We start from the raw sequence: 24362 nt of genomic DNA, 5'->3' as shown, positions 1-24362 counted from the left end.
CTTATCCGTCCTCCTGATATAACAAAATCGAGAACCCTATCAAGGACGCAACAATCGCTGGAAGCCAAGCTGACAGAATTGGGTTAACCAGTCCTGTACTGCCGAAGTTTTTTGCCAGTTCGGTCACAACATAAAGCACGAACCCGGCCAGAACACCACCCAGAATCATCTTACCCACATTTCCAAAGCGAAAAACACCCAAGGAGACGGTTGCAGCGATCAGGACCATTGCAGCCATGAGCAGAGGGCGGGCTAGGAGTGTTTGATATTGCAAGCGATATCGGTGTGCAGGCAGGCCGGATCGGGCGGCCCGATCGATGACGGCGGCAAGCTCCCAGAAGGGCACTGAACTGGGCTTGGCCATGGTCTCGCTGGCTTCTTCGGCGGTCAGGTGGGTGCTGACCAGATATGTCTCATAATGGCGCGGTGCGGCAGAGGCTGACGTGACCAGAACGTCACTCAACCGCCAATAGCCCTCTTCGAGGCGACCTGTCTTGGCATCGACCCGTTCGAGGAAGTTGCCTTCCTTGTCATAGGAGAAGACCGTTATGCCTGCCAGTTGGCGGCCATTGTCATGGCTGGAAATGGCCTTGAGGATCGAGTCTCCGTCTTCTCCCTGCTGTCGCACCCAGTCCCGACTGGACGCCTGATCGGCGGGACTAAAGCTTGCGCCGAAGATCCGCGCATCAATTTCAAGCGACTTGTCCATCAGATAGGCTGAAACGGGATTGTAGGCAGAGAAAGCCAGAACCCCCAAAGCAACCGCAACAAACAGGGCAGGGCTTAAGAAATGCCAGGCGGACATGCCGGACGCGCGCATGATGACCAGTTCAAGCTTGCGGGAGAGGTTAAGGAAAGCCGCAATCGAGCCGAACAGAACGGCAAAGGGCATGATCTGTTCGGTGAATACAGGCACCCGAAACAGGGACATCATGAACAGGGACCAGAGGTCAGCATTCTCCTTGTCACCACCCCGGCGGATCAACTCGACAAAGTCGATCAGCAGGATCAGCAGGAAACAGCCGATGAAACTGGCCAGAATCATGAAGAGAAACTGTCTGGCGATGTATCTCGAGATAATCTTTGGCAATGTGGTGACCTGACCTTACTGAGCGCCTTGAATGTCGGGCTTGCCGGTGAGTGCGCTCAGCCTATTCGAAATGCGTTCATTGAACAACTCGATGGAGCGGATCAAATTATCGAACAGGATGATCCGGCGGCCTGTGAGAATGACCCAAAGGCTGAGCAGAATTGAAACAACAGGCACCAGATACATGATGGGGACCGCCCAGGCGGACTGCACCGCCAAGCTCATGCAGGCAAAGCCCATCATGCGCAGGCTGGTGGCAATGATCACAGCAATGACAATGGCGCTGCCACGTCGCTCTCGCGTGGTGCGGACCTGTGCCAGAAAAGCGGTGATGACGGTGGCAAAGACGAGATTATAGAGCGGGTTGGCAAAGCGGTCATGCAGTTCGGCGCGGGACCGGTCGGCAAATGCCTGATAGATGGGATCGTCGGTGTCAGGGCTGATCAGATATGCGGTCGAGCGTTCGCGCGGCTTGAAGTAGCGGCTGGCGGTTTCCCCGACGCCGGTGAATTTGGACAGATCGATAGCGTAGGAGTCAAATTCGATGATGTTGACCGAACCGAAATCCTCCTGATTGTCGATGCGTTGACCATTGTCATCAACATTGTGATTCTGCTGCTGGATGGTGCCTCGATCCATTTTCAAGAAGGTGCCTTCGCCTGTTTCGACGATCTGGGCAAACTCCGATGAATAGACCACATGGCGGGCCGGGTCTCGTTCATCGGACAGAAACAGCCCGCGCATGATGCCATTGGGCTCGCGCTTCTGGATATGGAAGGTCATGCCATCTTCAATTTCGGTGAAGATGCCTTCCTTGACGATGCGCGCAACCAGATCGGCACGCACCTGCGAGATATAACCACGCAGGGTGCCCAGAGCGTGAGGCGCCGCATACAGGCTGAGCCCGCCACCAATCAAGGTTGCGACGATGCCGAGCACCAGAATCGGTTTCAACACCACCCATGGCGAAGCGCCGGTGGCGTTGATCACAACCAATTCACTGTCGGCATTCAGGCCGTTGAGGGTGTAGGCCGCGGCAATCATCACCGCAAAGGGGGCAATCACCATCACCAGCGTTGGCAGAACCAGCGAGGTCATGGAAAAAAAGATTAGCAAAGTCTGCCCCTTGGCGGTGACAAGATCCATGTCACGCAGGGCTTGCGACAGCCAGATGATGGCGGTCAATACGGCAGCGGACATTAGAAAAGCCGTGGCTGCACGGAAAAAGATATAGCGTTCAATCAGCTTCATGTGGCCGCGGTTCGTCTGCTGGTCTGGTTTTCTTGCATTGTTCGGCAGCGTTAGGGCCGAAGTGTGTTGGTTATATGGCTTTGAAGCCTCTTGAAAGGCAAGTCTTTTTGGTGGTTCTGACAGGAGTTTGATCCCTCGGGCGCTGTTCGGTGGACAGGAATGGTCCGGCAGTGGGGCTTTTTGCTGATCCGCAGCTTTGCGACTTGAACTTGCTGCGCGATGGTTCCAAGTTATAAGACAACATACTTCATTCTTTCGCATCCGGCTGATCCTTCTTTTCAGGGCGTGCCGGATTTTTCTTCAAGCTAGGAAGACAAGATCATTATGACAAAACTCCCGGACCTCAAATTTCATCCCGTCACTGCCCCCAAGTCTGGCGTCACCATTTTGTTGGTTGGCAAGTCTCTTGCGTTGGGACCAGTGGCCAAACAACTCGATGAGGCCAGCGCTGGCGCCATCAGTCGGGCAATGAAAGTGGCTGAATTCAAAGGGGAACTCGGATCGAAAGCCTCAATCCTTGCACCGTCCGGTGTTGAGCTGGATGGGATTACTCTTGTCGGGATCGGTGAGGAAGCGCTCAGTGAGAAGGACTTCCTGCGTCTTGGTGGCATCGCCATGGCAGAGCTGAAAGGCAAAGCCAAGGGGTCGGTCGTTCTGGAAGCCGAAGGGGTCGAGTTCGATGCTGCTTCTGCGTCGCTGATCGCCATGGGGCTGAAGCTGCGGGCCTATGAGTTTGACACCTACAAGACCGAAAAAGGCAAACCGAAGGAAGAAAAAGACGCGGTTAAGGTGTCCATTCTTTGCGCCGATGTCGAAGGTGCGATTGCTGCATGGGAAAAAGACGATGCGGTGTCTGACGGTGCAATTCTGGCCCGCGATCTGGTCAATGAGCCAGCCAACGTGCTTGGTCCGAAAGAATTTGCGGCACGTGCCAAGGCGCTCGAATCGCTTGGTGCGGAGGTGGAAATCCTCAAACAGCCGGATCTGGAAAAGCTTGGTATGCGGGCGCTTCTGGGTGTGGCCCAGGGGTCTGAGCGCAAGCCACGGGTTGCCATCATGAAATGGAACGGTGGTGCTGAGGGCGAAGCACCCGTGGTGTTTGTCGGCAAGGGTGTGGTGTTTGACACTGGCGGCATTTCCATCAAGCCCGCTGGTGGCATGGAAGACATGAAGGGTGACATGGGCGGGGCTGCTGCTGTGACTGGCCTGATGTGCGCGCTTGCAGGCCGGAAGGCCAAGGTCAATGCCATCGGCATCATCGGTCTTGTCGAGAATATGCCAGATGGCAAGGCACAGCGCCCGGGCGACATTGTCACTTCCATGTCTGGCCAGACCATCGAGGTCATCAATACCGACGCAGAAGGCCGCCTCGTACTGGCTGATCTGTTGCATTATTCCAAGGAAGAGTTCAAGCCGCGCTTCATGATCGATCTGGCGACCCTGACCGGGGCCGTTCTGGTGGCGCTGGGGACGCAGAATGCGGGTATCTTTTCTGATAGCGACGCATTGTGCGCCCAATTGAGTCAGGCGGGCGAAGTGACCGGTGAAACGGTTTGGCGTCTTCCGCTGGCCAAAGAATATGACAAGATGATCGACAGCAAGTTTGCCGACATGAAAAATACCGGAGGTCGCTGGGCCGGTTCGATCACGGCGGCGCAGTTCCTCAAACGCTTTGCCGGGGACACCGACTGGGTGCATATTGACGTTGCAGGTACCGCGATGGATTCGCCCAAAACCGATATCAGCCAGAGCTGGGCATCGGGCTTTGGCGTGCGGTTGCTCGACCGTCTGGTCAAAGACAATTATGAAGGCTGATTTCAGCCTTGTTTGTTGAAAGACAGAGGGGCGCTGAGAATGCGCCCCTTTTGTTTGGCTGCGGGGACATGCTACAAGTCAGTCTGTTGCGTCCAATCAGGGAATGACCATGCCCGCCGACATTTTTTTCTATCATCTGCAAATGCAGCCGCTCGAAGGGACCTTGCCCCTGTTGTTGGAGAAATGCGTCGAGAAGGGGTGGTCCGCCTTCGTTCAAACCGGCTCGCACGAGCGGGCCACCGCGCTTGACAATCATCTCTGGACATGGCGGGAAGACAGTTTTCTTGCCCATGGCATGGCCAGCATGGCGCATGCCGGTCGACAGCCGGTGCTGATCGCTTCTGAGGGGATCAATGCCGAAAATGGAGCGGCGGTGCGGTTTTTCGTTGATGGGGCAAAGCCGGAAAGCGATCTGACCCTGCTTGAGGGGTTGGAACGGGCAATTCTGATGTTTGACGGCAATGATCAGGAGGCTCTGCAAGCCGCGCGGCAAAGCTGGCGAGCGCTCAAGGAGGCGGGCTTCCCTGTGACCTATTGGCAGCAGAGCGAACGCGGCGGTTGGCAAAAAAAGGCCTGACCACTCAGTTTGCCAATGCTGCTTTTCGGTTTGCGGACCTGCGACAATCTATCCTATCTCTTTGTTCAAACTGCTACATCTGGCCGAATTGTCCACCTGTGACGAATTGTGCAGACTTGCCCCGAATCCAAGATTTCCGGGGGACTTACTATGGCTGGATTGGTGCGCGTTTCTGCGCTTGCATTGTCGGTTTTGGCTTTCACGACATTCGAAGCCACTGCCGTGACCATTCAATATAAGGATGGTGTCTATGAGGGGCAGTATATCAGAGGCAAAAACAACAAGAAGCAGCCGCACGGACAGGGAATTTTCCGTTTCAATTCAGGAGCCAGTTACAAGGGCACCTTCGCCCGTGGGCGCATGGCGGGTCATGGCGTCTATACCTACCAGTCTGGCACGCGCTGCCGCGGTGAGTTTTCCAAGGGCAAGATTTCCAGCTACGGCGTCTGCCAATATGCCAATGGCAATGTCTATGAAGGCAACATGGTGCGCAGTGTCAGGCAGGGACAAGGCACGATGACCTTCGCCAAAGGCGGGCGTTATCGCGGCCAGTGGCTCAAGGGCAAGGTGCATGGCGAAGGCAAGATGATTTATGCCAATGGCGCGTCCTATGTAGGGGATTGGCGCAATGGGAAGCGCAATGGGCAAGGCAGCTATCGCGACAGCAAGGGCAATCTGTTGCGCGGCTATTGGCGCAACAACATGAAGGACGGCCCTTTCTATATTCGCTATCAGAAAAACGGCAAGTTCAGCATCTTTTGCGGCAAATATAGCAACAACAACAAGGTTCGGATTGAACGCTACCAGGGGGGGACCGTCGCCAGCTGTTTTCAGTGGGCGCGCACCTTCTAATGCTGGGCCTATCTGCCTTGTAGACTAAAGCTGTTTGAGTGGGGACTGGTCATACTGGACCAGATCCCACCGGTTGCCATAGAGATCTTCAAAGACCGCCACCGTGCCATAGTCGGCCTTTAGTGGCTCGCGGACAAAAGTGACACCGCGATCCTGATAGAGCTTGTAATCGCGCCAGAAATCGTCTGTTTCAAGGAACAGAAACACCCGACCGCCGGCCTGATCGCCAATATACTGGCTTTGATGGTCATTCGAGGCGCGGGCCAGCAAAAGAGCAAAATCCCCGCCGCCTTTGGGCCGGACGGTGACCCAGCGTTTGTCCTGCTCTGGCTGATAAGTGTCTTCGATCAGCTCAAAGCCCAGCGTGTTGACATAAAAGCCAATGGCTTCGTCATAATCGCGCACAACTATGGCGACCAGCGACATGGACTGGGGCATGGTCTAGTCCTCGATTTCTTCGCTCATTTCCAGCCATTTCTCCTCGATCTTTTCGAGCAGGTCTGACAGATCAGAGCGGTCTTTTGACAATTTCGCGCCTTTTTCGGGGAATTTGGCAAACAGGTCCGGGTCGGCGAGCATGTCGTCGATCTTGGCCATGCGGTCGCGGATCTTGTCCATGTCGCGCTCGGCTGCCTGAATTTTGCGGCGCAGAGGGGCTTGTTCCTTGCGCTTTTCTGCTGCAGAGCGGCGTTTTTCGATGGCTTGATTGCTCTCGCCACTGGCGCTTTTGGCTTTTTCCGTGCTGTCGGGATTGTTGCGGGTGGCAAGCAGCAGGCGGCGATAATCCTCCAGATCCCCATCATAGGGCTTGCAAGTGCCGTCATGGACCAGCCACAGACGGTCGACACAGGCCTCGATCAGATGGCGGTCATGGGAAATGAGCAACACTGCCCCTTCATAATCATTGATCGCGTGGACCAACGCTTCGCGGCTGTCGATGTCCAGATGGTTGGTCGGCTCATCGAGGATGAGCAGGTGAGGGCCGTGGAAGGTGGCCAGACCCAGCAGCAGACGGGCTTTTTCACCCCCTGACAGGCTTTTGGCCGGCAGGTCCATTTTCTCGATGCCAAGACCCATATTGGCCACCCGCGCCCGAACCTTTGCTTCTGGTGCGTCGGGCATCAGCGGCTGGACGTGATCATAGGCGCTGTTATTGGGGCGCAATTCGTCCAGCTGGTGCTGGGCGAAGAAGGCAATGTCGAGCTTGTTGGCGCGGAAAATATCGCCAGCATCGATTTGCAGACGGTCGGAAATCAGCTTTGCAAAGGTTGATTTGCCGTTGCCGTTGGCACCCAACAGGGCGAGGCGATCGTCCGGGTCAATGCGTAGGCTGAGATTGCGCAGAACCGGCTTGCCTGGCTCATAACCCACTGAGGCCTTTTCCATCCGGATGATCGGCGGAGCCATGGTCTTTTGCGGGTTGGGGAAGGTGATGGGGTGGATGTGGTCTTCCATAACGGCGGCAATCGGAGCCATTTTCTCCAAGGCCTTCAGGCGACTCTGGGCCTGCTTGGCCTTGGTGGCCTTGTAGCGGAAGCGCTCGACAAACTTTTCCATATGCGCCCGTTGTTCCAGCTGCTTGGTGCGCATTTTCTGCTGCAATTCAAGCTTTTCGCGGCGGGTGCGTTCAAAGCGATCATAGCCGCCGCGATAGGCGGTGAGCTTGAGCTGATCAAGATGGGCGATGTGATCCACCGCCTTGTTGAGCAGGTCTCGGTCGTGGCTGATGATCATCACGGTATAGGGATAGCGTGCGATATAGGCCTCAAGCCAGAGGGTGCCTTCCAGATCGAGATAGTTGGTCGGCTCATCGAGCAGCAACAGGTCTGGCTCGGAGAAGAGAATGGCGGCGAGCGCCACGCGCATCCGCCAACCGCCGGAAAAATCCTTGGTCGGGCGGGCCTGTGCCTCTGCATCAAAGCCCAGACCGTGGAGAATGGTGGCCGCGCGCGCTTCGGCCGAATGGGCGTGAATGTCGGCAAGTCGCAACTGGATTTCCGCAATGCGGTCCGGGTCGGTGGCCGTCTCACTTTCCGCCAACAGCGCGGTGCGTTCCTTGTCTGCCTTAAGGACGAACGACAGCAGTGTCTCGTCGCTGGCAGGGGCTTCCTGTGCCACCTGTCCGACGCGGGCACCCCTGCGGATCGAGGCCGTGCCGCTTTCGGGACTGAGTTCGCCAACGAGAATTTTGAACAGGGTTGTTTTGCCCGTGCCATTGCGCCCGACGAGGCCGACTTTTGCGCCTTCGGGGATGACGAGGGTGGCTTCCTCAAACAGAGTGCGGCCAGCGATGCGGAAAGTGAGATTATTGATATGAAGCATAATTCCTGCCTTGTGCCCCATTTCCCGCCCCTTGGCAATCGCACAACTGGGGTGGTGGCTTTTATCCCGGAACATTTGTGCGGGACGTGGTGAGGAAAACACACGGACGTGAGTGGGAAAATGTCCACTTACCGGAAAATTACTGGTCATCGGCCATGGCGCGTTGCAAACTCTGAGGCCAATAAGGCCCCGATGCTCGAACCAGCCATCGGGGTCAGACGTCTGGAGACAAGAGCATGACCATCAAACTTTATGACCTGTGCGGCGCGGACCGGGCGTTTCGGTTTTCGCCCGCTTGCTGGCGCACAAAGATGGCGCTGGCGCACAAGCAATTGGAATGTGAGACGGTGCCAACCCTCTTTACTGAAATCGGAACCATCGAAGGGGGCGGGCAAACAACCCTGCCGGTATTGGTGGATGAAGACAGTGTGGTGCGGGAATCCTTCGAGATCGCCGTGTATCTGGAAAAGGCCTATCCAGATGCTCCCAGTCTGTTTCGTGGTGAAGGCGGCATTCGAACAGCGCAGTTCATGCATTGGTGGACCAATGCGACAGTGGATGCCCAGATTGCCCGATTCACCTTGCTCGATATCTATGACGGGTTGAACGAAGCGGACAAAGCCTATTTCCGACAGAGCCGAGAAAAACGCTTTGGCAAACAGTTGCATGAAGTGGTGGATCGCACGGAAGATGCCATCCAGCGTTTTCGCGACAGCCTGTTGCCTTTGCGACTGACCGTTCGCAAACAGGATTTCATCGGTGGTGACAGTCCGATCTATGCGGATTATTGTGTCTTTGGCTCGTTCCAGTGGGGGCGGATGGTCTCGGACTTTGCCTTCCTTGAAGCGGACGACCCGGTGGCTCAATGGTTCGAGCGTTGCCTTGATCTTTATGACGGTCTGGGTCGAAAGGCAAAATTCACGTGAGATGCGACGAAATGCTGCGAAAGGCGCGAAGGCCTCGACTATATGGCATAAATCCGTTGAGGAGTGGCGGGCGACCGGGCTGAAATGGGAAAGGGGCTTGCAGGCCGATGCTCAGGCGGCTATATAGCGGCCAAATTCGGCCCGCAAAATAGGCAGAAATCTCTATGGAATTCTGTTCTTGTGATGGGGCCTTTCGCATATCTGATATCTCACGAGGATTCTTTCGATGGCTATTGAACGCACTTTTTCCATCATCAAGCCGGATGCAACCAAGCGTAACCTGACCGGTAAAATCATCGCCAAGTTTGAAGAAGCTGGCCTGCGCATCGTTGCTTCCAAGCGCATCCGCATGTCTCAGGAACAGGCCGAAGGCTTCTACGCTGTTCACAAAGAGCGCCCTTTCTTTGGTGAGCTGGTTGAGTTCATGATGTCCGAGCCTGTTGTTGTTCAGGTTCTGGAAGGCGAAAATGCCATCGCGAAAAACCGCGAAGTCATGGGCGCGACCAACCCAGCAGAAGCTGCTGAAGGCACCATCCGCAAGGAATTCGCTCTGTCCATCGGCGAAAATTCCGTTCACGGTTCTGACGCTCCAGAAACCGCTGCAGAAGAAATCAAATTCTTCTTCTCCGACGACGAACTCGTTGGCTAATCGGATTTCCGATTGATCTTTTGAAAGGCCGTCTGCGTGATGCAGGCGGCTTTTTTTGTTGGTTGGTGCTTGGCTAATCGTGAGCAGCCAGTATGCTTTAAGGATTCATACTGAAAAGCCGAGACGGGGGGCAAAATGAATACAGGAAGATGCAATTGCGGCAAGGTGCGGTTTGAGGTCGAAACGGTGCGTAAAGAACTCAATGTGTGCCATTGCACGATGTGCAGACGGTCGAGCGGCCATATTTGGGCGGCCACCCATGCACCGTTTGATCAGGTCACGTTCATCGAAGAAGAAGGGCTGACCTGGTATGAGTCCTCTGATTTCGCCAAGCGTGGTTTTTGCCGGTTCTGCGGCTCAAGCCTGTTTTATCGGATGAATGATGAAGAGGGCATTGGAATCGCCGCTGGCTGCCTTGACGCGCCGACTGGCCTAGAGATTGGCAAGCATATCTTCGTCAAGGACAAGGGAGATTATTACACAATCGATGATGATGCGCCGCAAATCCAGAAATACTAGGCGGCCTTAGCGGCTGGCTGCGGCCAAAGCTGCACCAAAGCTCATGAAGGTGGCGCCGATGCCGCGGCGCAGATAGCGCATGCGCTTGGCATTGGAGAAGAAACCACGTAAGCGGCTGGAGAGCATGACGACGCTGAGATGGCTCATCAGGCACATTAGGGCATAGGTCACGGCCATGATTGCGCCATCGCGATGCAGGGTGGTGGGATCAGACAGGAAAGGCGGGATGATCGCCAATTGTACGGCTATGGCTTTTGGATTGGTCACCGCCACGCCAAGAGCGGTCAAAAAGATTCCGCGCCGGCTGGGAAGCTTGACCATTTCCGAGGTCATTTCGAAAGAGGACTTGTCGCGCCAGGTCTTGATGCCGAGCCAGACCAGATAGCAGCCGCCGATGATTTTCAATACCAGAAACGCGGTGCTAGAAGTGGCCATCAGGGCGCCGAGGCCGAAGGTCACGCCAAGACCGATGATGGCCATGCCGATTGTGTTGCCCGTAGCCGACCAGATTGGCAAAACTCCACCAAAACGTAAGGCGTTGGACAGGGTCAGCAGCAGGCTCGGACCGGGGCTGAAAGCAGGCAGGACAGACAGGGCGACAAACAGCAGCCAGGTTTCAATGCTCATGGACAATTCTCGAAAGATCGGTCGTGCGTTCGATGTGAAACGCGCGAAAATGGGATTGCATTTCACTGGTAGATCGGATTTTTGCCCATGGCAAGTGGCGAGCTTGGGAAAATACTCATATCTTGCTTTGCCTGTGAGAGTGGAATCTCTAAAGTGATCGTGGTTGACGTTGGGAAAGTATGAAACCCAACTGTTGCGGGTGTGATGCTCTGAGCAGCCAGAATTTGCTTTCTGGTGGTTTGAATGATTGGTGGAGAGGATGCCTCTCCCAAGTGATAATGTTGAGGCCGAGAGGCCAGGAGTTTGTGATGTCCAGAATGCTCAGCAATGTTTGTGTTGCTTTGTTTGCTGTTTCCACCCTGTCGATGTCTGTCGCAGGAGCCAGTGCTGACGATCGGGTTTTGTCGGTGGATGATTATCGCGCCCGTGTGGTCGACTATTGCCTCTATGACCAATGGAAGCGGGCCAAAAATGGCGAGACAAAGGGGATTTTGGGCGACTGCCGCTGTGCCGCCAAGGCCTATGTTAAAAGCCTGTCAAAGGAAGAACTGACAGAGGCGCGCAGTGATAGTGATCTTTCGCGCGCGCAGAAGAAGATCGTTCTGACCAATTATGCCAAATGCAGCAAGTGAATGTCGTCTGACGACTGCTGACAGACAATGAACAAACAAAACCCCGCCTGACAACGTGTCGCGCGGGGTTTTTGATCTGACAAATACCAATCAATTGATCAGCGCGATGGATCCGTCGAGTGCGTCGTCATTGATCTGCACGCGCATGCCTTCGACCGAGACTTTGCCAGCCGCGACCAGCGCGACTGCGCGCGGATAGATCTGGTGTTCGACCTTGAGGATGCGGGCGGTAAGGCTGTCTTCGTCGTCGCCATCGAGCACTGGCACCACCCCTTGGGTGATGATGGGGCCGGAATCCATGTCGGCACGAACGAAATGCACGGTGCAACCAGCAACCCGGCAGCCGGTATCCAGCGCCCGCTGTTGGGTGTGCAGGCCCTTGAAGGCTGGCAGCAGGGACGGATGGATGTTGAGCATCCGGTCTTCCCACTTGGCAACAAAGCCTGCGGTCAGGATGCGCATGAAGCCAGCCAGCACCACCAATTCGATATCATTGTCTGCCAGAATGCGATGGATCTCGGCGTCAAAGGCTTCGCGGTCGCCCTTGAAGGGGCGATGATCGACGACAGCGGTTTTGATACCGGCATTTTGCGCCGTTTCCAGCCCCTTGGCGTCGGGCTTGTTGGCCAGCACCAAGGCAATGTCGGCGGGATAGTCGGCCGCGCGGGCCGCTGCCAGAATGGCTTCCATATTGCTGCCACGGCCCGAAATCAGGATGGCTGTGCGTTTCTTTTGAGCGCTCATGATCAGCCTCCGAAGGAGATCATGCTGTCATAGATGACCGCATCGCCTTCGCGCGGGGCCAGAGAGCCGAGGGCAATCGGGCTTTCACCGGCGGCCTTCAGGCTGTCCATCACCGCGTCTTCATTGGCTTCATCAGTGACGACAATCATGCCAACGCCGCAATTGAAGGTGCGCAGCATTTCCTTGTCGGCAACGCCTCCGAGCTTTTGCAGATAGCCAAAGACGGCAGGTGGCGTGACCGCAGCAAGGTCAAGGTGAGCGGCCAGATTGTCCGGCAGAACGCGTGGGATATTTTCAGGGAAGCCGCCGCCGGTGATGTGCGCCAGCGCCTTGATGCCATCGCTTTCCTTGAGAGCTTTGAGGATCGGCTTGACATAAATGCGGGTTGGCTCCAACAGAGCTTCGCCAATGCTCTTGCCTTCGGCGAAAGGAGCGGGATCAGCAAAAGTCAGGCCGTTGGTCTCCAGAATGCGGCGGACCAGCGAAAAGCCGTTGGAATGAACGCCGGAAGAAGCCAGACCGATCAGCTTGTCTCCAGCTTCAACCTTGCGCGGCAACAGGCTGCCACGTTCGGCAGCACCCACGGAAAAGCCAGCCAGATCATAATCCTGATCCGCATACATGCCCGGCATCTCAGCCGTCTCGCCACCGATCAGCGCGCAGTCAGCCTGCTTGCAGCCCTCGGCAATGCCGCGGATCACATCGGTGGCGGCCTCGACATCCAGTTTGCCGGTGGCGAAATAGTCGAGAAAGAAGAGCGGCTCAGCGCCCTGAACAATCAGGTCATTGACACACATGGCGACGAGATCGATGCCGACCGTGTCATGCTTTCCGGTTTCAATGGCGATTTTCAGCTTGGTGCCGACACCATCATTGGCAGCCACCAGAATGGGGTCCTTGAAGCCTGCACCCTTCAGATCGAACAATCCACCAAATCCGCCGATATCCGTGTCCGAGCCGGGACGCGCGGTTGCCTTGACAATGGGCTTGATGGCCTGCACGAGGGCGTTGCCTGCGTCAATATCCACGCCCGCATCGGCATAGGTGAGATGATTGGACTGAGCCGGCTTGTTCGTCTGGTCTGACATGGTAGCATCCTGAAAGAATGGGCAGAGGCAAATAGCATTTTCCCTGACACACACGAATTTGCAGTCAAAAGCAAGTCTTGTTCAAAAAAAGCACGATTTGCACCTTTGGAAGGTGGATTAACGCTTGGAAATCACTCAGCAAGTGCCCAAATAGGGAGAGGTGTTGCCGCCATTGTTCGCATATTCAGACCAGCCCTTGGGTTGGCTGGTCGCCTCGGTGCTGGCGCACTTCCTGCCCTCGCTCGGTCTCCGTGACAAAAAGAAATATGACAAGACAAAAAGAGTTCCAATTTTGACCCTACCCAATATCATTACGATTGCCCGGATGCTGATGGTGCCATTGCTCGTCTGGTTGCTGGTGGAAGGGCGCTATGATCTCGCCTTCTGGACCTTTCTTGTGGCTGGGGCGTCAGATGCGGTTGACGGAATATTGGCGCGCAAATTCAATATGCAGTCGGTGCTGGGGACCTATCTGGACCCGCTGGCCGACAAGGCGCTGATGGTCAGCATTTATGTGACGCTCGGATTCATGCTGGAAATTCCCACTCATGTGGTGATCGCGGTGGTCAGTCGCGATATACTGATTGTCGGCGCTGTGGTTCTGTCCTGGATGCTGGATCAGCCCGTGCCGATGAAGCCGCTGATGATCTCGAAGGCCAACACGACTGTGCAGATCCTGTTTGCGGGTCTGGTGTTGGCGGAGCTTGGGGCATTCCTGTCGCTGAATGGGGAACGTGATATTCTGGGCAATGTCGTGGTGATTTTCACGGTCACATCGGCGATTGCCTACATGGTGGACTGGGTTGGTCACATGGCGCGGGCCGAGTGATCGTTCATGAGGGCTGGCGGCGACTTTTTCGGAATAAGCCTGACAATGGACTTGCTATGGCCATGGTGGATGGCTAGAGACGAAGCTACCGACTGTCCGAAAGCCCTTTGAGCACATGTTTCGATTGGAGCGACATTCATGACTTTGCAAAAGCAGTTTACCGTCTGGCTCGTCGCGCTGGTGGTGATGATTGTCAGCCTCTATGTCTTTCGGGGCATCCTGCTGCCTTTCGTTGCGGGAATGGCTCTTGCCTATTTGCTGGATCCGGTTGCCGATGCTTTCGAGCGTCTGGGGATGAACCGGATGTGGGCGACGGTGTCGGTGTTGATGGTGTTCGTTCTGTTCTTCATCATGATGCTGGTGGTGCTGGTGCCGACACTTGCCAACCAGATGGCCGGGTTTGCCGAGAAATTCCCCAGCTACATGGCTTCCTTGCAGAAACTGATCCTCACTTCGAGTTCCGACTTTCTGCCGCGTTTCCTGTCTGACTTCGATGCCGCCAGCGTGCAGAACAATATCAAGGACCTGATGGGGCAGGGGGCGAAATGGATCGGGACGTTGATTCAGTCCTTGTGGAATGGCGGTCAGGCGTTGATCGACATGCTGGCTCTGTTGGTGATCACACCGGTGGTTGCTTTCTATTTGCTGTATGATTGGGACCGGATGGTTGCCACCATTGACGGGTGGTTGCCACGGGATCACCAATATACGATCCGTCGTCTGGTCAATCAGATGGACGAGAGCGTTTCGGGCTTTGTGCGCGGGCAGATTACCGTTGGTCTCATTCTCGGGGTCTTCTATGCGGTCAGCTTGTCGCTGCTTGGTTTGAATTTTGGCCTGCTGATCGGCCTCGGGGCGGGCGTTATCAGCTTCATCCCCTATGTGGGGGCGACTTTGGGGCTGTTGGTGGCCGGTGGGGTGGCGATCGTGCAATTCTGGCCGGAACCGCTGCCGATTGGCTTGGCCCTTGGTATTTTTGCCATTGGCCAGTTTTTGGAAGGCAACATCCTGCAGCCTCGCCTCGTGGGGGAACGGGTCGGGTTGCATCCGGTCTGGCTGATGTTTGCCTTGCTGGCTTTTGGTTCGCTGTTTGGATTTGTCGGCATGTTGATTGCTGTGCCAGCAGCTGCTGCTGTCGGCGTCATCATTCGCTACATTCTTGAGCAATATCTTCAGTCACCGCTCTATCGAGGCACCAAGGGAAACCTTGTGTTGAAGCCACAAGAAGAAACCGAAGACGAGGCTTGAGAAGCCTTCCACTCTTCTCGCACAGGAGCATGAAGCTGAATGCAGGGTGATCAAATGTCATTGCGGCTGCCGCATGAGACGGCAATGGGGCGGGAGGATTTCCTGCCCGGGCCATCGAATGCGGCTGCCTTCGACATGATCGACCTGTGGCCGGATTGGCCCTCGACCTGGTTGCTGCTGGCCGGGCCTGTTGGTGCGGGAAAATCGCATCTGGCACGCATCTGGCAAGAACGCTGCAATGCGCGGATTGTAAGCCTAGAAGAGCTCAACAGCAGTGATCCGACGGAGCTGGTCGCGGGTGGGGCAATCGTTGTGGAAGATGCTGATGGGCCGGAGCGCGATGATACAGCCTTGTTTCACCTGTTGAACTCGGCCCGCGAGGCTGGGGCCTATGTATTGATCACAGCACGGGAATGGCCCGATGCGTGGGGTGTGGCCCTGCCGGACCTGATGTCGCGTCTCAGGTTGACCACCCCGGTTGAAATTTTCGAGCCCGATGATGAGTTGCTGCGCTCGGTGCTGGTCAAGCTGTTTGCTGATCGGCAATTGGCACCGGACCCGGCGGTGATCGAGTTCATTGTCCTCAGGATGGAGCGATCGATTGCCGCAGCCTTGAAGGTGGTTGATGCCATTGACCGGGAGGCGCTTGCACGGCGGCGTACCATCACGCGCCCCTTCGCCTCGACAATTCTCAAGGAACTGGATGACGGGGTGATCTAGGCTCCGGTCTGTCGTGTCTTTCTTTTCGATGCAATGGCAGCGTTGAGAGGTGCCGCTCGATGCCTGTTCACAATGCTGCTTTGGTTTCAATGGGATTGAGGCAAACGTCACAAGAATGCTATGCTAGGCCTATATTGGCTGGGTCCGGTTGCGCACGTGATTCACATGATGAATCCGAGGCGTGACTTGGATCTGGCGTCGTCGCTGTCTGCTGTCTTTCCTGCCGTTTTTTGACCCATTCGGGTCGGCGATTGGCGGGTGGTGGTGGCTGCGGTGGCACACTTGCTTTTCACATGCCAAGGGTCGGTACTTTGTTGAAATGATCGATCCATGGCGCTTGGGTGGGGAACCGGACTGCCGGGTGAAGCTTTTGCTTCGGACGGTTTGTTTCGGACGAGACAGCAACGGGCAGAGGTTTATGTCTGACACATTCGAAACGACTTCTGAGACTATCGACCAAAACAACAACGCTCCAGAGCCGCAGCAGGCCAATGACGCTGCAGGCGAGGGTGCATTGGATGACCTGCTTCCCACCGAAGAGGAAATCGAGGCGCTGATGCGCAGCCCCGGGCGTTTTGTCAACCGCGAGCTGTCCTGGCTTGGCTTCAACAGTCGGGTGCTCGAAGAAACCGAAAATCCCGCACATCCATTGCTGGAACGTCTGCGCTTTCTGTCCATTTCGGCCAACAACCTCAATGAGTTTTTCATGGTGCGCGTGGCCGGTCTGAAAGGCCAGGTGCGTGCCGGTGTCCATTCGGTCAGTGCCGACGGGATGGAGCCGAGCCAGCAGCTCGTCAAGGTCAATGCGGCGGTGACCGAACTGGTCAATCGTCAGCAGGAGCGCTACCGTGCCCTGCGGCAGGAGCTTGAAGGCGAAGACATCTATATGGTCGAGCCAGAGGATCTGACGGCGTCTGATATGGAGATGCTGGAAAAGGTCTTCCTTGAGGGGATTTTCACGGTTCTGACACCGCTTGCCGTTGATCCGGCGCATCCGTTCCCCTTCATTCCCAATCTGGGCTTCTCACTGGTGCTTAATCTCGAAGCCACCGATGATCATGAGCATCTGACCGCCATCGTTCGAATGCCGCACACCCTTGACCGGTTTGTCATGTTGCCGAGCCTTGAGGATCGACCATCGAGCAATCGATCCATCCGGGTCGAGCAGGTGGTGTCTTTGTTCATCGACAAGATCTTTCCGGGCTATAATGTCAAGGGACTTGGCGCGTTCCGGATCATTCGCGACTCGGACATCGAGATCGAGGAAGAGGCGGAAGATCTGGTGCGGCACTTCGAAACCGCGCTGAAGCGTCGCCGCCGCGGATCGGTCATCCGATTGGAAATCGAAGCCAGTACCCCACCGGAATTGCGGGCCTTCATTGCCCGGGTTATCGATGTGGTGGAAGACGAAATGGTTGAGATCGACGGGCCTCTGGCGCTTAATGATCTTTCAGATTTGGTTGATATCGATCGCCCGGACCTCAAATTCAAGCGCTACATTGCCCGGTTCCCTGAGCGAATTCGCGAGCATAATGGCGACTGCTTTGCGGCGATCAAGGAAAAGGATCTGATCATCCATCATCCGTATGAGAGCTTTGATGTGGTGGCGCAGTTCCTCACGCAGGCCGCCCGTGATCCGGATGTGATGGCCATCAAGCAGACGCTCTATCGCACATCGAAAAACTCGCCAATCATCCGCGCTCTGGTGGAAGCGGCCGAAGCGGGCAAGTCTGTCACGGCTCTTGTTGAGCTCAAGGCCCGGTTCGACGAAGAGGCCAATATCGGCTGGGCGCGCGATCTGGAACGCGCCGGGGTGCAAGTGGTGTTCGGCTTCATCGAGCTGAAGACCCATGCCAAGCTGTCAATGGTGGTGCGTCGGGAAGGGGGGCGTCTGGTGAGCTATTGCCATACGGGCACTGGCAACTATCACCCCATCACCGCCAAGATCTATACCGATCTCAGCTTCTTCACTGCCAACGAAGAAATCGCCATGGATGTGGCCCGGGTGTTCAATTTCATCACCGGCTATGCCGAACCGGCCGAACTGAAGCATCTGCTGGTCTCGCCATATACCTTGCGTAGCACCCTGATTGACTATGTCGAGAAGGAAATCGAACATGTCAGACAGGGACGTCCGGGGCGGATTTGGGCCAAAGCCAACTCGCTGGTGGATCCGCAACTGATTGATGCCTTCTATCGCGCAAGTCAGGCCGGGGTGAAGATCGATCTGGTGATCCGCGGTATTTGCTGCCTGCGGCCACAATTGCCGGGCCTGTCTTCCAACATCCGGGTGAAGTCGATTGTGGGTCGCTTCCTTGAACATTCCAGAATCGTCTGTTTCGGCAACGGCAAGGAATTGCCAAACCCGGATGCAGTGATTTATATGGGGTCGGCTGATTTGATGCCGCGCAATCTGGACCGTCGTTGTGAAACCTTCATTCCGGTGGAAAATCCGACAGTGCATGCGCAGGTGCTGGATCAGATCATGGCAGCCAACCTGATGGACAACCAGCAGAGCTGGGAAATCCTGCCGGATGGGTCGTCGCGTCGCATCCGGGCAGCGGAAGGGGAAGAACCTTTCAACGCCCATAAATTCTTCATGACCAATCCCAGCCTGTCGGGCCGAGGTGACTCACTAGAACATGACGCTCCAACAGCATTTACCGACCGGGTCCAAGGGTAACAATCCCTTGGACAAGTTCACCATTCAGGGCCGGATCGCCGGATCCGTCCCTGTCGCCGTTATCGATATCGGGTCCAATTCCGTGCGTCTTGTCATGTATGAGCGCCTCGCACGGGCGCCTGTGCCGATGTATAACGAAAAGCAGCTTTGCGGCCTTGGCAAGGGCTTGGCCTCCAGTGGCAAACTCGACAAGAAGTCGGTGGAAGCGGCGTTGAATGCGCTCAGGCGGTTTCGCTTCATGCTGGATCATTCCGGGGTTCGAGACGTGCATGTGCTGGCCACTGCTGCGGCGCGGGATGCCAAGAATGGCCCTGCCTTTCTGACTGCGGTCGAAGAGATATGTGGTGTTGCGCCACAGGTGCTGTCCGGTGAGGATGAAGCCCGCAAATCCGCTCGCGGTGTGATGTCTGCGATGCTGGAGCCTGATGGCGTGGTCGGTGATCTTGGCGGCGGCAGCCTTGAGCTGATTGATGTCGCCGGGCACGCACTTGGTACCGGGTCAACCTATCCGCTGGGTGGCTTGCGCATTCGGGAAATGGCCAACGGTTCGACCAAGAAGGCAATGGAGATCGCCCGCAAATCTCTTGATGAATCTGCCGAACTGGCCGACCTCAAGGGCAAGACCTTCTATGCCGTCGGAGGTACCTGGCGCGCTTTGGGCAAGCTGCATATGGCCTCCATCGCCTATCCGCTCAATGTCATGCATCACTATGAGATCGAGGTGAATGAGGCGATGGAATTCTGTCGCCAGTGCATGCGCGGTGATATCGAGGATTTTTCCGGTATCGGAGCGGTTTCCAAGGCAAGACGCAATCTGCTGCCGTTTGGTGCGGCGGTGATGTATGAGTTGCTGCGCATCGGCAAGCCCAAGCGAGTGGTCATTTCCTCCCTTGGGGTGCGGGAAGGGCATCTGTTTGAACAATTGACCGACGAGCAACGTGCAGAGGATCCCTTGCTCACCGCGTGCGAGGAACTGTGTATTCTGCGGTCTCGGGCACCGCTTTATGCCCATGAGCTGGCAGACTGGATGGACCAGGTCTATGGGACGCTGAAGGTGGATGAAAACGCCTATGAAAAACGGCTGCGTCGGGCGGCCTGTCTGTTGGCGGACATCGGCTGGCGAGCCCATCCGGACTATCGCGGGACGCAAAGCCTCAATATCATTGCTCATGGATCCTTCATCGGCATTGATCATCCGGGGCGGGCTTATCTGGCCATGTCCAACTATTTCCGCTTTGAAGGCCTGTCCGGTTCAAACATGAGTTTGAGAATGCGAGCGGTGACGGATTTGCATTTGCGCACCATGGCACGGGTCACAGGGGCTGCCCTGCGCTTTGCCCATGTCGCGGCCGGGGAATTGCCCGGCATTTTGCCGCAGTTGCGTGTGTCGCTTGAGGATGATGTGGCGACGCTGCATATTCCCGATGAGCTGAAAATGTTGGTGCATGACAAGCTGGTGCGCCGCTTTACCAGTTTTGTGCGATTGCTTGGTTACGATGCTGCTGTCGAATAGTGAGTGGTGTTGCCTGATAACAAGCACTGGAGACAAAAATGAACAAGAGTGACACAAGCGCCATCGCGTCTGAGGGCGCAGCCCCGGTTACTTGGGTCGTGCTGCAAGGAACCCTTGAAGAAGGCGTGCTGCCAGATCCCAAACTGGTGCCTCAATGCTACCATGACCGAGACCCTTATGGTGAGTATGTCTATTTCGCTGCCAGCGATGACAGTGCAATCACCCAGACCGAGGCTGGCAAGCGGATTTCCGTGCTCGATTATCGATGTCTTGCCGAAGTGCGGGTGACGTTTGAAGCCGACCTTGTCGAGCAGGGACTGAGCGATATCGCGTGGTGTGCCGAGGATCATGCGGAGCAGGGGGAGGCCTTCCTTTGCGAAATTTGGCCGAGCTGGCAAGAGGTGCGGCTGGTCGATGTGGCGGAGAGCATGTTTCCACCCGGACAGGATTTTGTCATGGCCCGAAGCGTATTGTCGGTCGAGGACGCGCAGGCAGCATGGATTGAGGTTACCCGGATCGAGGCTGATCAGCCCTCGGAGATGGCTTTGACCTTCTGCCGGGTCGATTCTGATCGGTTGCTGGAAATCAAGGTGGTGCTGAAGGATGATCAGGTGCAGATCGATATGATCGCCGAGATGTGGCGCCGTCTGGTGGCCCGCTATGGTGCGCTGCCTTACACCACATTGAGCGGTGCCGAGCGCATCGAGCCAGATCAGGACGAAGAATTCGACATGATCGGCGAGGTGTCGGGAGAAGCCTGAGCGGTATCCGGGGCGTCCGGCTTTTTGCAACGCTGGATCTGAAAAAAGACGATGTCAGCTGACGCTGGCATCGTCTTTTGCTATTCGGCTTTTTGTGCGGCTGCCTCTTGCTGGATTGGATCCGGCTTTTTGGGCTTGCGGCGGCGTTTGCTCGCAGGCTTCTTTTCGGGCAGAACAGGCGGCTCGCATTCGATGGTTGCCACCTTCTTGCCTTCAAGGCGCAGGGCCAGTTCGCCCTTTTTGATCAACAGGGCGTGCTGACCGAACAGCTCCCGGCGCCAGCCTTTGAGGGCCGGGATGTCTGCCTCGTCGTCACTGGCAATCTTTTCCAGATCATCAACGGTTGCGATGACCTTTGCGGCCACGCCGTGCTTCTCTGAGGTGAGCTTTAGCAGCACTTTCATCAAGTCGACCGCGGCGCCCGACCCTTCGGGCTGGACCTTTCCCCTTGGAACCTCAGGCAGGTCCTCATTCGGAATTTTCGCCACTTCCTGCATCAGCTCGAGGAGATCGACGCCAGATTTGGACCGTTCATAGCCTTTGGAGACCGAACGCAGGGCGGCCAGAGCATCCGGGCTTTGCGGTTGCTGGATCGCCAGTTCGAAAATAGCCTCATCCTTGAGAATGCGGTTGCGTGGCACGTTGCGGGATTGGGCTTCTTTCTCGCGCCAAGCAGCCAGCTTCTTCAGGGCGGCAAATTCGCGGGGCTTGCGGATGCGCAGTTTCATGCGCTTCCAGGCATTGACCGGCTCGGTATAGTAGGTTTCCGGCGAGGTGAGGATTTCCATTTCCTCCTGCACCCATTCGCTGCGCTGCTGCTCGTCGAGATTGGCACGCAAAGCATGATAGACATCCCGCAGGTGGGTAACGTCTGCCATCGCATAGGTGAGTTGCTTGTCGGTCAAGGGACGACGGGACCAGTCGGTAAAACGGCTGGATTTGTCGATCCGGTTGCCGGTGAGGCGCAGGACCAGCTGATCATAAGAGATGGAATCACCAAAGCCGCAGACCATCGCCGCGACTTGACTGTCGAACATGGGCGCCGGGATCAGATTGCCGAGATGATAGATGATCTCGATATCCTGACGACCGGCGTGAAACACCTTGGTCACACTCTCATCAGCCATCAAGGCGAAGAAGGGAGCCAGATCAATGCCATCCGCGAGCGGATCGACAATAACCGATAGATCCGGGCCTGCCATCTGGATGAGGCAAAGCTTGGGCCAATAGGTTGTTTCGCGCAGAAATTCCGTGTCTACGGTGACATAGGGATGCGCAGCAAATTGGGTACAGGCGTCTGCCAACTCGGCAGTGGTCGTAATTGTTTTCATTTCGCAATCGCTTATATAGAAACAATCCAGTTTTGTCGCCCACTCTTTCAGACAATGCCCGTGAAATGGGGATTAGTTGCAGCAAATGTCTGCCTGTTCGCCCCAATCGCTCGTTTTTCGTTGATTTTCACGCAAAAAGGCACCGAAGCCAGTCCTCTGGCTTGACAGTTTCGGTTCAGAAATGCACGGTCCGGCCTGAAGCATCGAGGGCGTCATTTGCGCGCCCTTTTTCATTGAAACTGAAGGAAATCCCCTCTATTAAGTGCGGGTCGATTTTTCGGTCGAGTTTTCAAATCGGGATGGGCGCTCTTGCCTCAAAGGGGTGAGGGGTCCGATATCTCCAGAATCAGGACACTATTCATGCATCCTTATCGCAGCCATACTTGTGGCGACCTTCGCGAAAGCAATGTGGGCGAGCACGTTCGCCTTTCCGGTTGGGTTCACCGCGTACGAGACCATGGTGGTCTTCTCTTTATCGATTTGCGCGACCAGTATGGTCTCACCCAGGTCGTGGCCGATCCGGATTCTCCTGCCTTTGCCGAAGCCGAAAAAGTGCGCGGCGAATGGTGCATTCTGATCGAAGGTGAAGTCAAAGCCCGCACCGCCGAGACGATCAATGAAGGCCTGCCTACCGGGCATGTCGAGATTTTCATTTCCAAGCTGGAAGTGCTGGGGGCTTCGAAAGAGCTGCCGCTGCCGGTCTTTGGTGAGCCGGACTATCCGGAAGATACGCGCCTTAAATATCGTTTCCTTGACCTGCGTCGCGAAACCATCCATGGCAACATTCTCAAGCGCTCTGCGATCATCGCTTCGGCCCGTCGCCGGATGCAGGAAATCGGCTTCAACGAATTCCAGACGCCGATCCTTGCTGCTTCTTCTCCGGAAGGGGCGCGTGACTATCTGGTGCCAAGCCGTATTCATCCGGGTAAATTCTATGCGCTGCCACAGGCACCGCAGCAGTTCAAGCAGCTGCTGATGATTTCCGGTTTTGACAAATATTTCCAGATTGCCCCTTGCTTCCGTGATGAAGATCCGCGCGCTGATCGCCTGCCGGGTGAGTTCTATCAGCTTGACGTGGAAATGAGTTTCGTCACCGAAGACGATGTGCTCAACACCATGGAGCCGGTGATCCGCGATCTGTTTGCTGAATTTGCTGATGGCAAGCCTGTGACGCAAGACTTCCCGCGCATTCCATATGCGGAAGCGCTGCGCAAATATGGCTCTGACAAACCTGACCTGCGTATTCCGATCGAGATGGAAGAAGTCTCCGAGCATTTCCGTGGCTCGGGCTTCAAGATCTTTGCCCGCATGCTGGAAGAAGAGCAGAATGAAGTCTGGGGCATCCCGGCCAAAACCGGTGGCTCGCGTACCTTCTGTGACCGCATGAATAGCTGGGCGCAGAGTGAAGGTCAGCCGGGTCTTGGCTATATCTTCTGGCGCAAGAATGACGATGGCAGCTTGGAAGGCGCAGGTCCACTGGCCAAAAATATCGGCCCAGAGCGCACCGAAGCCATCCGCACCCAGTTGGGTCTGGATGCGGGTGATGCCTGCTTCTTCGTTGCGGGTGATCCGAAGAAATTCTACGACTTTGCCGGTAAGGCTCGTAACCGGGCTGGTGAAGAGCTGGATCTGATCGATCGTGATCGCTTCGAGCTGTGCTGGATCGTCGACTTCCCGATGTATGAGTGGAACGATGACGAAGAGAAAGTCGATTTCTGCCACAACCCATTCTCCATGCCAAAGGGCGAGCTGAAAGGGCTGGAGGAAACGGACCCTCTGAAGCTCGATGCTTATCAGTATGACGTGGTCTGCAACGGCTTTGAAATCGGCTCCGGCGCGATCCGTAACCACAAGATCGAAGTGATGAAGAAAGCCTTCGAAATTGCTGGCTACGATGAAGAGGTTCTGATCGAGCGCTTTGGCGGCATGTATCGTGCATTCCAGTATGGCGCGCCTCCGCATGGTGGCATGGCTGCGGGTCTGGACCGTATCGTGATGCTGCTGTGTGGTACGCCGAACCTGCGTGAGATCACCCTGTTCCCGATGAACCAGCAGGCTGAAGATTTGTTGATGGGCGCGCCAAGCGAGCCAACCAACCAACAGCTCCGTGAATTGCATCTGCGGCTTAACTTGCCGGAATAAGACTTTTTCTTAAAAGTTTGATTTGAAATAGAAAAAGGGCGTT

Annotated in this window: 22 protein-coding genes; 14 read left to right on the top strand and 8 right to left on the bottom strand. The window is 55.9% G+C overall.

Features of this window, described 5'->3' with window-relative positions; all coding sequences use genetic code 11:
• Position 1 precedes the first annotated feature (1 nt).
• Both lptG and lptF read right to left on the bottom strand, forming a co-directional pair.
• A complete protein-coding gene (gene lptG, locus DSD30_RS07195; RefSeq protein ID WP_280955303.1) occupies positions 2-1090 on the bottom strand; it encodes an LPS export ABC transporter permease LptG in 1089 nt (362 codons plus the stop codon).
• A 15-nt stretch (positions 1091-1105) separates the two neighbouring features.
• Positions 1106-2341: an LPS export ABC transporter permease LptF gene (gene lptF / locus DSD30_RS07190; protein ID WP_157967604.1), complete on the bottom strand. Its 1236-nt coding sequence runs from the start codon at positions 2339-2341 to the stop codon at positions 1106-1108.
• A gap of 324 nt (positions 2342-2665) precedes the next feature.
• On the opposite strand from lptF, the gene DSD30_RS07185 reads away from it, so the two are divergent.
• The 3 genes from DSD30_RS07185 (at position 2666) to DSD30_RS07175 (ending at position 5585) form a co-directional block, all read left to right on the top strand.
• The gene (locus DSD30_RS07185; RefSeq protein ID WP_114008979.1) at positions 2666-4156 is read left to right on the top strand and encodes a leucyl aminopeptidase; all 1491 of its coding nucleotides are present in this window, start codon (positions 2666-2668) and stop codon (positions 4154-4156) included.
• A gap of 109 nt (positions 4157-4265) precedes the next feature.
• Positions 4266-4733, top strand: coding sequence for a DNA polymerase III subunit chi (locus DSD30_RS07180; protein ID WP_198662866.1), 468 nt, complete (start codon positions 4266-4268; stop codon positions 4731-4733).
• 150 nt (positions 4734-4883) lie between these two features.
• Positions 4884-5585 (top strand): MORN repeat-containing protein, encoded by a 702-nt coding sequence (locus DSD30_RS07175; protein WP_114008977.1) that lies wholly within the window; start codon positions 4884-4886, stop codon positions 5583-5585.
• Positions 5586-5609: 24 nt separating this feature from the next.
• Here the strand turns inward: DSD30_RS07175 and DSD30_RS07170 are convergent, their stop codons facing one another.
• Both DSD30_RS07170 and DSD30_RS07165 read right to left on the bottom strand, forming a co-directional pair.
• On the bottom strand, positions 5610-6023 hold the full coding sequence (locus tag DSD30_RS07170) for a VOC family protein (protein ID WP_114008976.1): 414 nt from the start codon (positions 6021-6023) through the stop codon (positions 5610-5612).
• Between the two features lie 3 nt (positions 6024-6026).
• Complete coding sequence (locus DSD30_RS07165; protein WP_114008975.1) at positions 6027-7907, bottom strand: ABC-F family ATP-binding cassette domain-containing protein; 1881 nt, start codon at positions 7905-7907, stop codon at positions 6027-6029.
• Positions 7908-8143: 236 nt separating this feature from the next.
• Between DSD30_RS07165 and DSD30_RS07160 the strand changes: the two genes are divergently transcribed.
• The 3 genes from DSD30_RS07160 (at position 8144) to DSD30_RS07150 (ending at position 10001) form a co-directional block, all read left to right on the top strand.
• Positions 8144-8833, top strand: coding sequence for a glutathione S-transferase family protein (locus tag DSD30_RS07160; RefSeq protein ID WP_114008974.1), 690 nt, complete (start codon positions 8144-8146; stop codon positions 8831-8833).
• Positions 8834-9059: 226 nt separating this feature from the next.
• The gene (gene ndk / locus DSD30_RS07155) at positions 9060-9482 is read left to right on the top strand and encodes a nucleoside-diphosphate kinase (protein ID WP_114008973.1); all 423 of its coding nucleotides are present in this window, start codon (positions 9060-9062) and stop codon (positions 9480-9482) included.
• 135 nt (positions 9483-9617) lie between these two features.
• The gene (locus tag DSD30_RS07150; protein WP_114008972.1) at positions 9618-10001 is read left to right on the top strand and encodes a GFA family protein; all 384 of its coding nucleotides are present in this window, start codon (positions 9618-9620) and stop codon (positions 9999-10001) included.
• Between the two features lie 6 nt (positions 10002-10007).
• Here DSD30_RS07150 and DSD30_RS07145 read toward each other — a convergent pair whose 3' ends face one another.
• Positions 10008-10628, bottom strand: a complete 621-nt coding sequence (locus DSD30_RS07145; RefSeq protein WP_114008971.1) for a LysE family translocator — start codon at positions 10626-10628, stop codon at positions 10008-10010.
• Between the two features lie 308 nt (positions 10629-10936).
• On the opposite strand from DSD30_RS07145, the gene DSD30_RS07140 reads away from it, so the two are divergent.
• Positions 10937-11260 carry a hypothetical protein gene (locus DSD30_RS07140; protein WP_138147638.1) on the top strand — a complete coding sequence of 108 codons (324 nt, stop codon included), beginning with the start codon at positions 10937-10939 and terminating at the stop codon, positions 11258-11260.
• Positions 11261-11350: 90 nt separating this feature from the next.
• Here the strand turns inward: DSD30_RS07140 and purN are convergent, their stop codons facing one another.
• Positions 11351-12004 (bottom strand): phosphoribosylglycinamide formyltransferase, encoded by a 654-nt coding sequence (purN, locus tag DSD30_RS07135; protein ID WP_114008969.1) that lies wholly within the window; start codon positions 12002-12004, stop codon positions 11351-11353.
• A 2-nt stretch (positions 12005-12006) separates the two neighbouring features.
• Positions 12007-13092 carry a phosphoribosylformylglycinamidine cyclo-ligase gene (gene purM / locus DSD30_RS07130; RefSeq protein WP_114008968.1) on the bottom strand — a complete coding sequence of 362 codons (1086 nt, stop codon included), beginning with the start codon at positions 13090-13092 and terminating at the stop codon, positions 12007-12009.
• A gap of 292 nt (positions 13093-13384) precedes the next feature.
• Between purM and DSD30_RS07125 the strand changes: the two genes are divergently transcribed.
• The 6 genes from DSD30_RS07125 to DSD30_RS07100 all read left to right on the top strand — a co-directional run bounded on the left by DSD30_RS07125 (position 13385) and on the right by DSD30_RS07100 (position 20846).
• A complete protein-coding gene (locus DSD30_RS07125; RefSeq protein ID WP_114009651.1) occupies positions 13385-13921 on the top strand; it encodes a CDP-alcohol phosphatidyltransferase family protein in 537 nt (178 codons plus the stop codon).
• Between the two features lie 138 nt (positions 13922-14059).
• On the top strand, positions 14060-15169 hold the full coding sequence (locus DSD30_RS07120) for an AI-2E family transporter (RefSeq protein ID WP_114008967.1): 1110 nt from the start codon (positions 14060-14062) through the stop codon (positions 15167-15169).
• Between the two features lie 39 nt (positions 15170-15208).
• A complete protein-coding gene (locus DSD30_RS07115) occupies positions 15209-15889 on the top strand; it encodes an HdaA/DnaA family protein (RefSeq protein ID WP_114008966.1) in 681 nt (226 codons plus the stop codon).
• 418 nt (positions 15890-16307) lie between these two features.
• The gene (locus DSD30_RS07110; RefSeq protein WP_114008965.1) at positions 16308-18572 is read left to right on the top strand and encodes an RNA degradosome polyphosphate kinase; all 2265 of its coding nucleotides are present in this window, start codon (positions 16308-16310) and stop codon (positions 18570-18572) included.
• Positions 18532-20085: a Ppx/GppA family phosphatase gene (locus DSD30_RS07105; RefSeq protein ID WP_114008964.1), complete on the top strand. Its 1554-nt coding sequence runs from the start codon at positions 18532-18534 to the stop codon at positions 20083-20085. The genes DSD30_RS07110 and DSD30_RS07105 overlap by 41 nt, the downstream gene beginning before the upstream one ends.
• 38 nt (positions 20086-20123) lie before the next feature.
• Positions 20124-20846, top strand: coding sequence for a hypothetical protein (locus tag DSD30_RS07100; RefSeq protein WP_114008963.1), 723 nt, complete (start codon positions 20124-20126; stop codon positions 20844-20846).
• An 80-nt stretch (positions 20847-20926) separates the two neighbouring features.
• On the opposite strand, the gene rnd is transcribed toward DSD30_RS07100, so the two are convergent.
• A complete protein-coding gene (gene rnd / locus DSD30_RS07095) occupies positions 20927-22177 on the bottom strand; it encodes a ribonuclease D (RefSeq protein WP_114008962.1) in 1251 nt (416 codons plus the stop codon).
• A gap of 360 nt (positions 22178-22537) precedes the next feature.
• Here rnd and aspS point away from each other — a divergent pair, with 360 nt between their 5' ends.
• On the top strand, positions 22538-24319 hold the full coding sequence (gene aspS / locus DSD30_RS07090; RefSeq protein ID WP_114008961.1) for an aspartate--tRNA ligase: 1782 nt from the start codon (positions 22538-22540) through the stop codon (positions 24317-24319).
• Positions 24320-24362 lie beyond the last annotated feature (43 nt).

It is taken from the genome of Cohaesibacter intestini (assembly GCF_003324485.1).
Lineage (GTDB): Bacteria > Pseudomonadota > Alphaproteobacteria > Rhizobiales > Cohaesibacteraceae > Cohaesibacter > Cohaesibacter intestini.
The sequence above is the reverse complement of the archived record's forward strand: the minus strand, read 5'-3'. Positions and strand labels throughout refer to the sequence as shown.

Bases quoted from the DNA above. Each gene is read 5' to 3' on its own strand.
- ndk (WP_114008973.1), top strand. From the start codon at position 9,060: ATGGCTATTGAACGCACTTTTTCCATCATCAAGCCGGATGCAACCAAG.
- DSD30_RS07180 (WP_198662866.1), top strand. From the start codon at position 4,266: ATGCCCGCCGACATTTTTTTCTATCATCTGCAAATGCAGCCGCTCGAA.
- aspS (WP_114008961.1), top strand. From the start codon at position 22,538: ATGCATCCTTATCGCAGCCATACTTGTGGCGACCTTCGCGAAAGCAAT.
- lptF (WP_157967604.1), bottom strand. From the start codon at position 2,341: ATGAAGCTGATTGAACGCTATATCTTTTTCCGTGCAGCCACGGCTTTT.
- DSD30_RS07110 (WP_114008965.1), top strand. From the start codon at position 16,308: ATGTCTGACACATTCGAAACGACTTCTGAGACTATCGACCAAAACAAC.
- DSD30_RS07150 (WP_114008972.1), top strand. From the start codon at position 9,618: ATGAATACAGGAAGATGCAATTGCGGCAAGGTGCGGTTTGAGGTCGAA.
- purN (WP_114008969.1), bottom strand. From the start codon at position 12,004: ATGAGCGCTCAAAAGAAACGCACAGCCATCCTGATTTCGGGCCGTGGC.
- DSD30_RS07120 (WP_114008967.1), top strand. From the start codon at position 14,060: ATGACTTTGCAAAAGCAGTTTACCGTCTGGCTCGTCGCGCTGGTGGTG.
- DSD30_RS07165 (WP_114008975.1), bottom strand. From the start codon at position 7,907: ATGCTTCATATCAATAATCTCACTTTCCGCATCGCTGGCCGCACTCTG.
- DSD30_RS07145 (WP_114008971.1), bottom strand. From the start codon at position 10,628: ATGAGCATTGAAACCTGGCTGCTGTTTGTCGCCCTGTCTGTCCTGCCT.
- DSD30_RS07170 (WP_114008976.1), bottom strand. From the start codon at position 6,023: ATGCCCCAGTCCATGTCGCTGGTCGCCATAGTTGTGCGCGATTATGAC.
- purM (WP_114008968.1), bottom strand. From the start codon at position 13,092: ATGTCAGACCAGACGAACAAGCCGGCTCAGTCCAATCATCTCACCTAT.
- DSD30_RS07185 (WP_114008979.1), top strand. From the start codon at position 2,666: ATGACAAAACTCCCGGACCTCAAATTTCATCCCGTCACTGCCCCCAAG.
- DSD30_RS07100 (WP_114008963.1), top strand. From the start codon at position 20,124: ATGAACAAGAGTGACACAAGCGCCATCGCGTCTGAGGGCGCAGCCCCG.
- DSD30_RS07140 (WP_138147638.1), top strand. From the start codon at position 10,937: ATGTCCAGAATGCTCAGCAATGTTTGTGTTGCTTTGTTTGCTGTTTCC.
- DSD30_RS07160 (WP_114008974.1), top strand. From the start codon at position 8,144: ATGACCATCAAACTTTATGACCTGTGCGGCGCGGACCGGGCGTTTCGG.
- DSD30_RS07175 (WP_114008977.1), top strand. From the start codon at position 4,884: ATGGCTGGATTGGTGCGCGTTTCTGCGCTTGCATTGTCGGTTTTGGCT.
- DSD30_RS07115 (WP_114008966.1), top strand. From the start codon at position 15,209: ATGCAGGGTGATCAAATGTCATTGCGGCTGCCGCATGAGACGGCAATG.
- rnd (WP_114008962.1), bottom strand. From the start codon at position 22,177: ATGAAAACAATTACGACCACTGCCGAGTTGGCAGACGCCTGTACCCAA.
- DSD30_RS07105 (WP_114008964.1), top strand. From the start codon at position 18,532: ATGACGCTCCAACAGCATTTACCGACCGGGTCCAAGGGTAACAATCCC.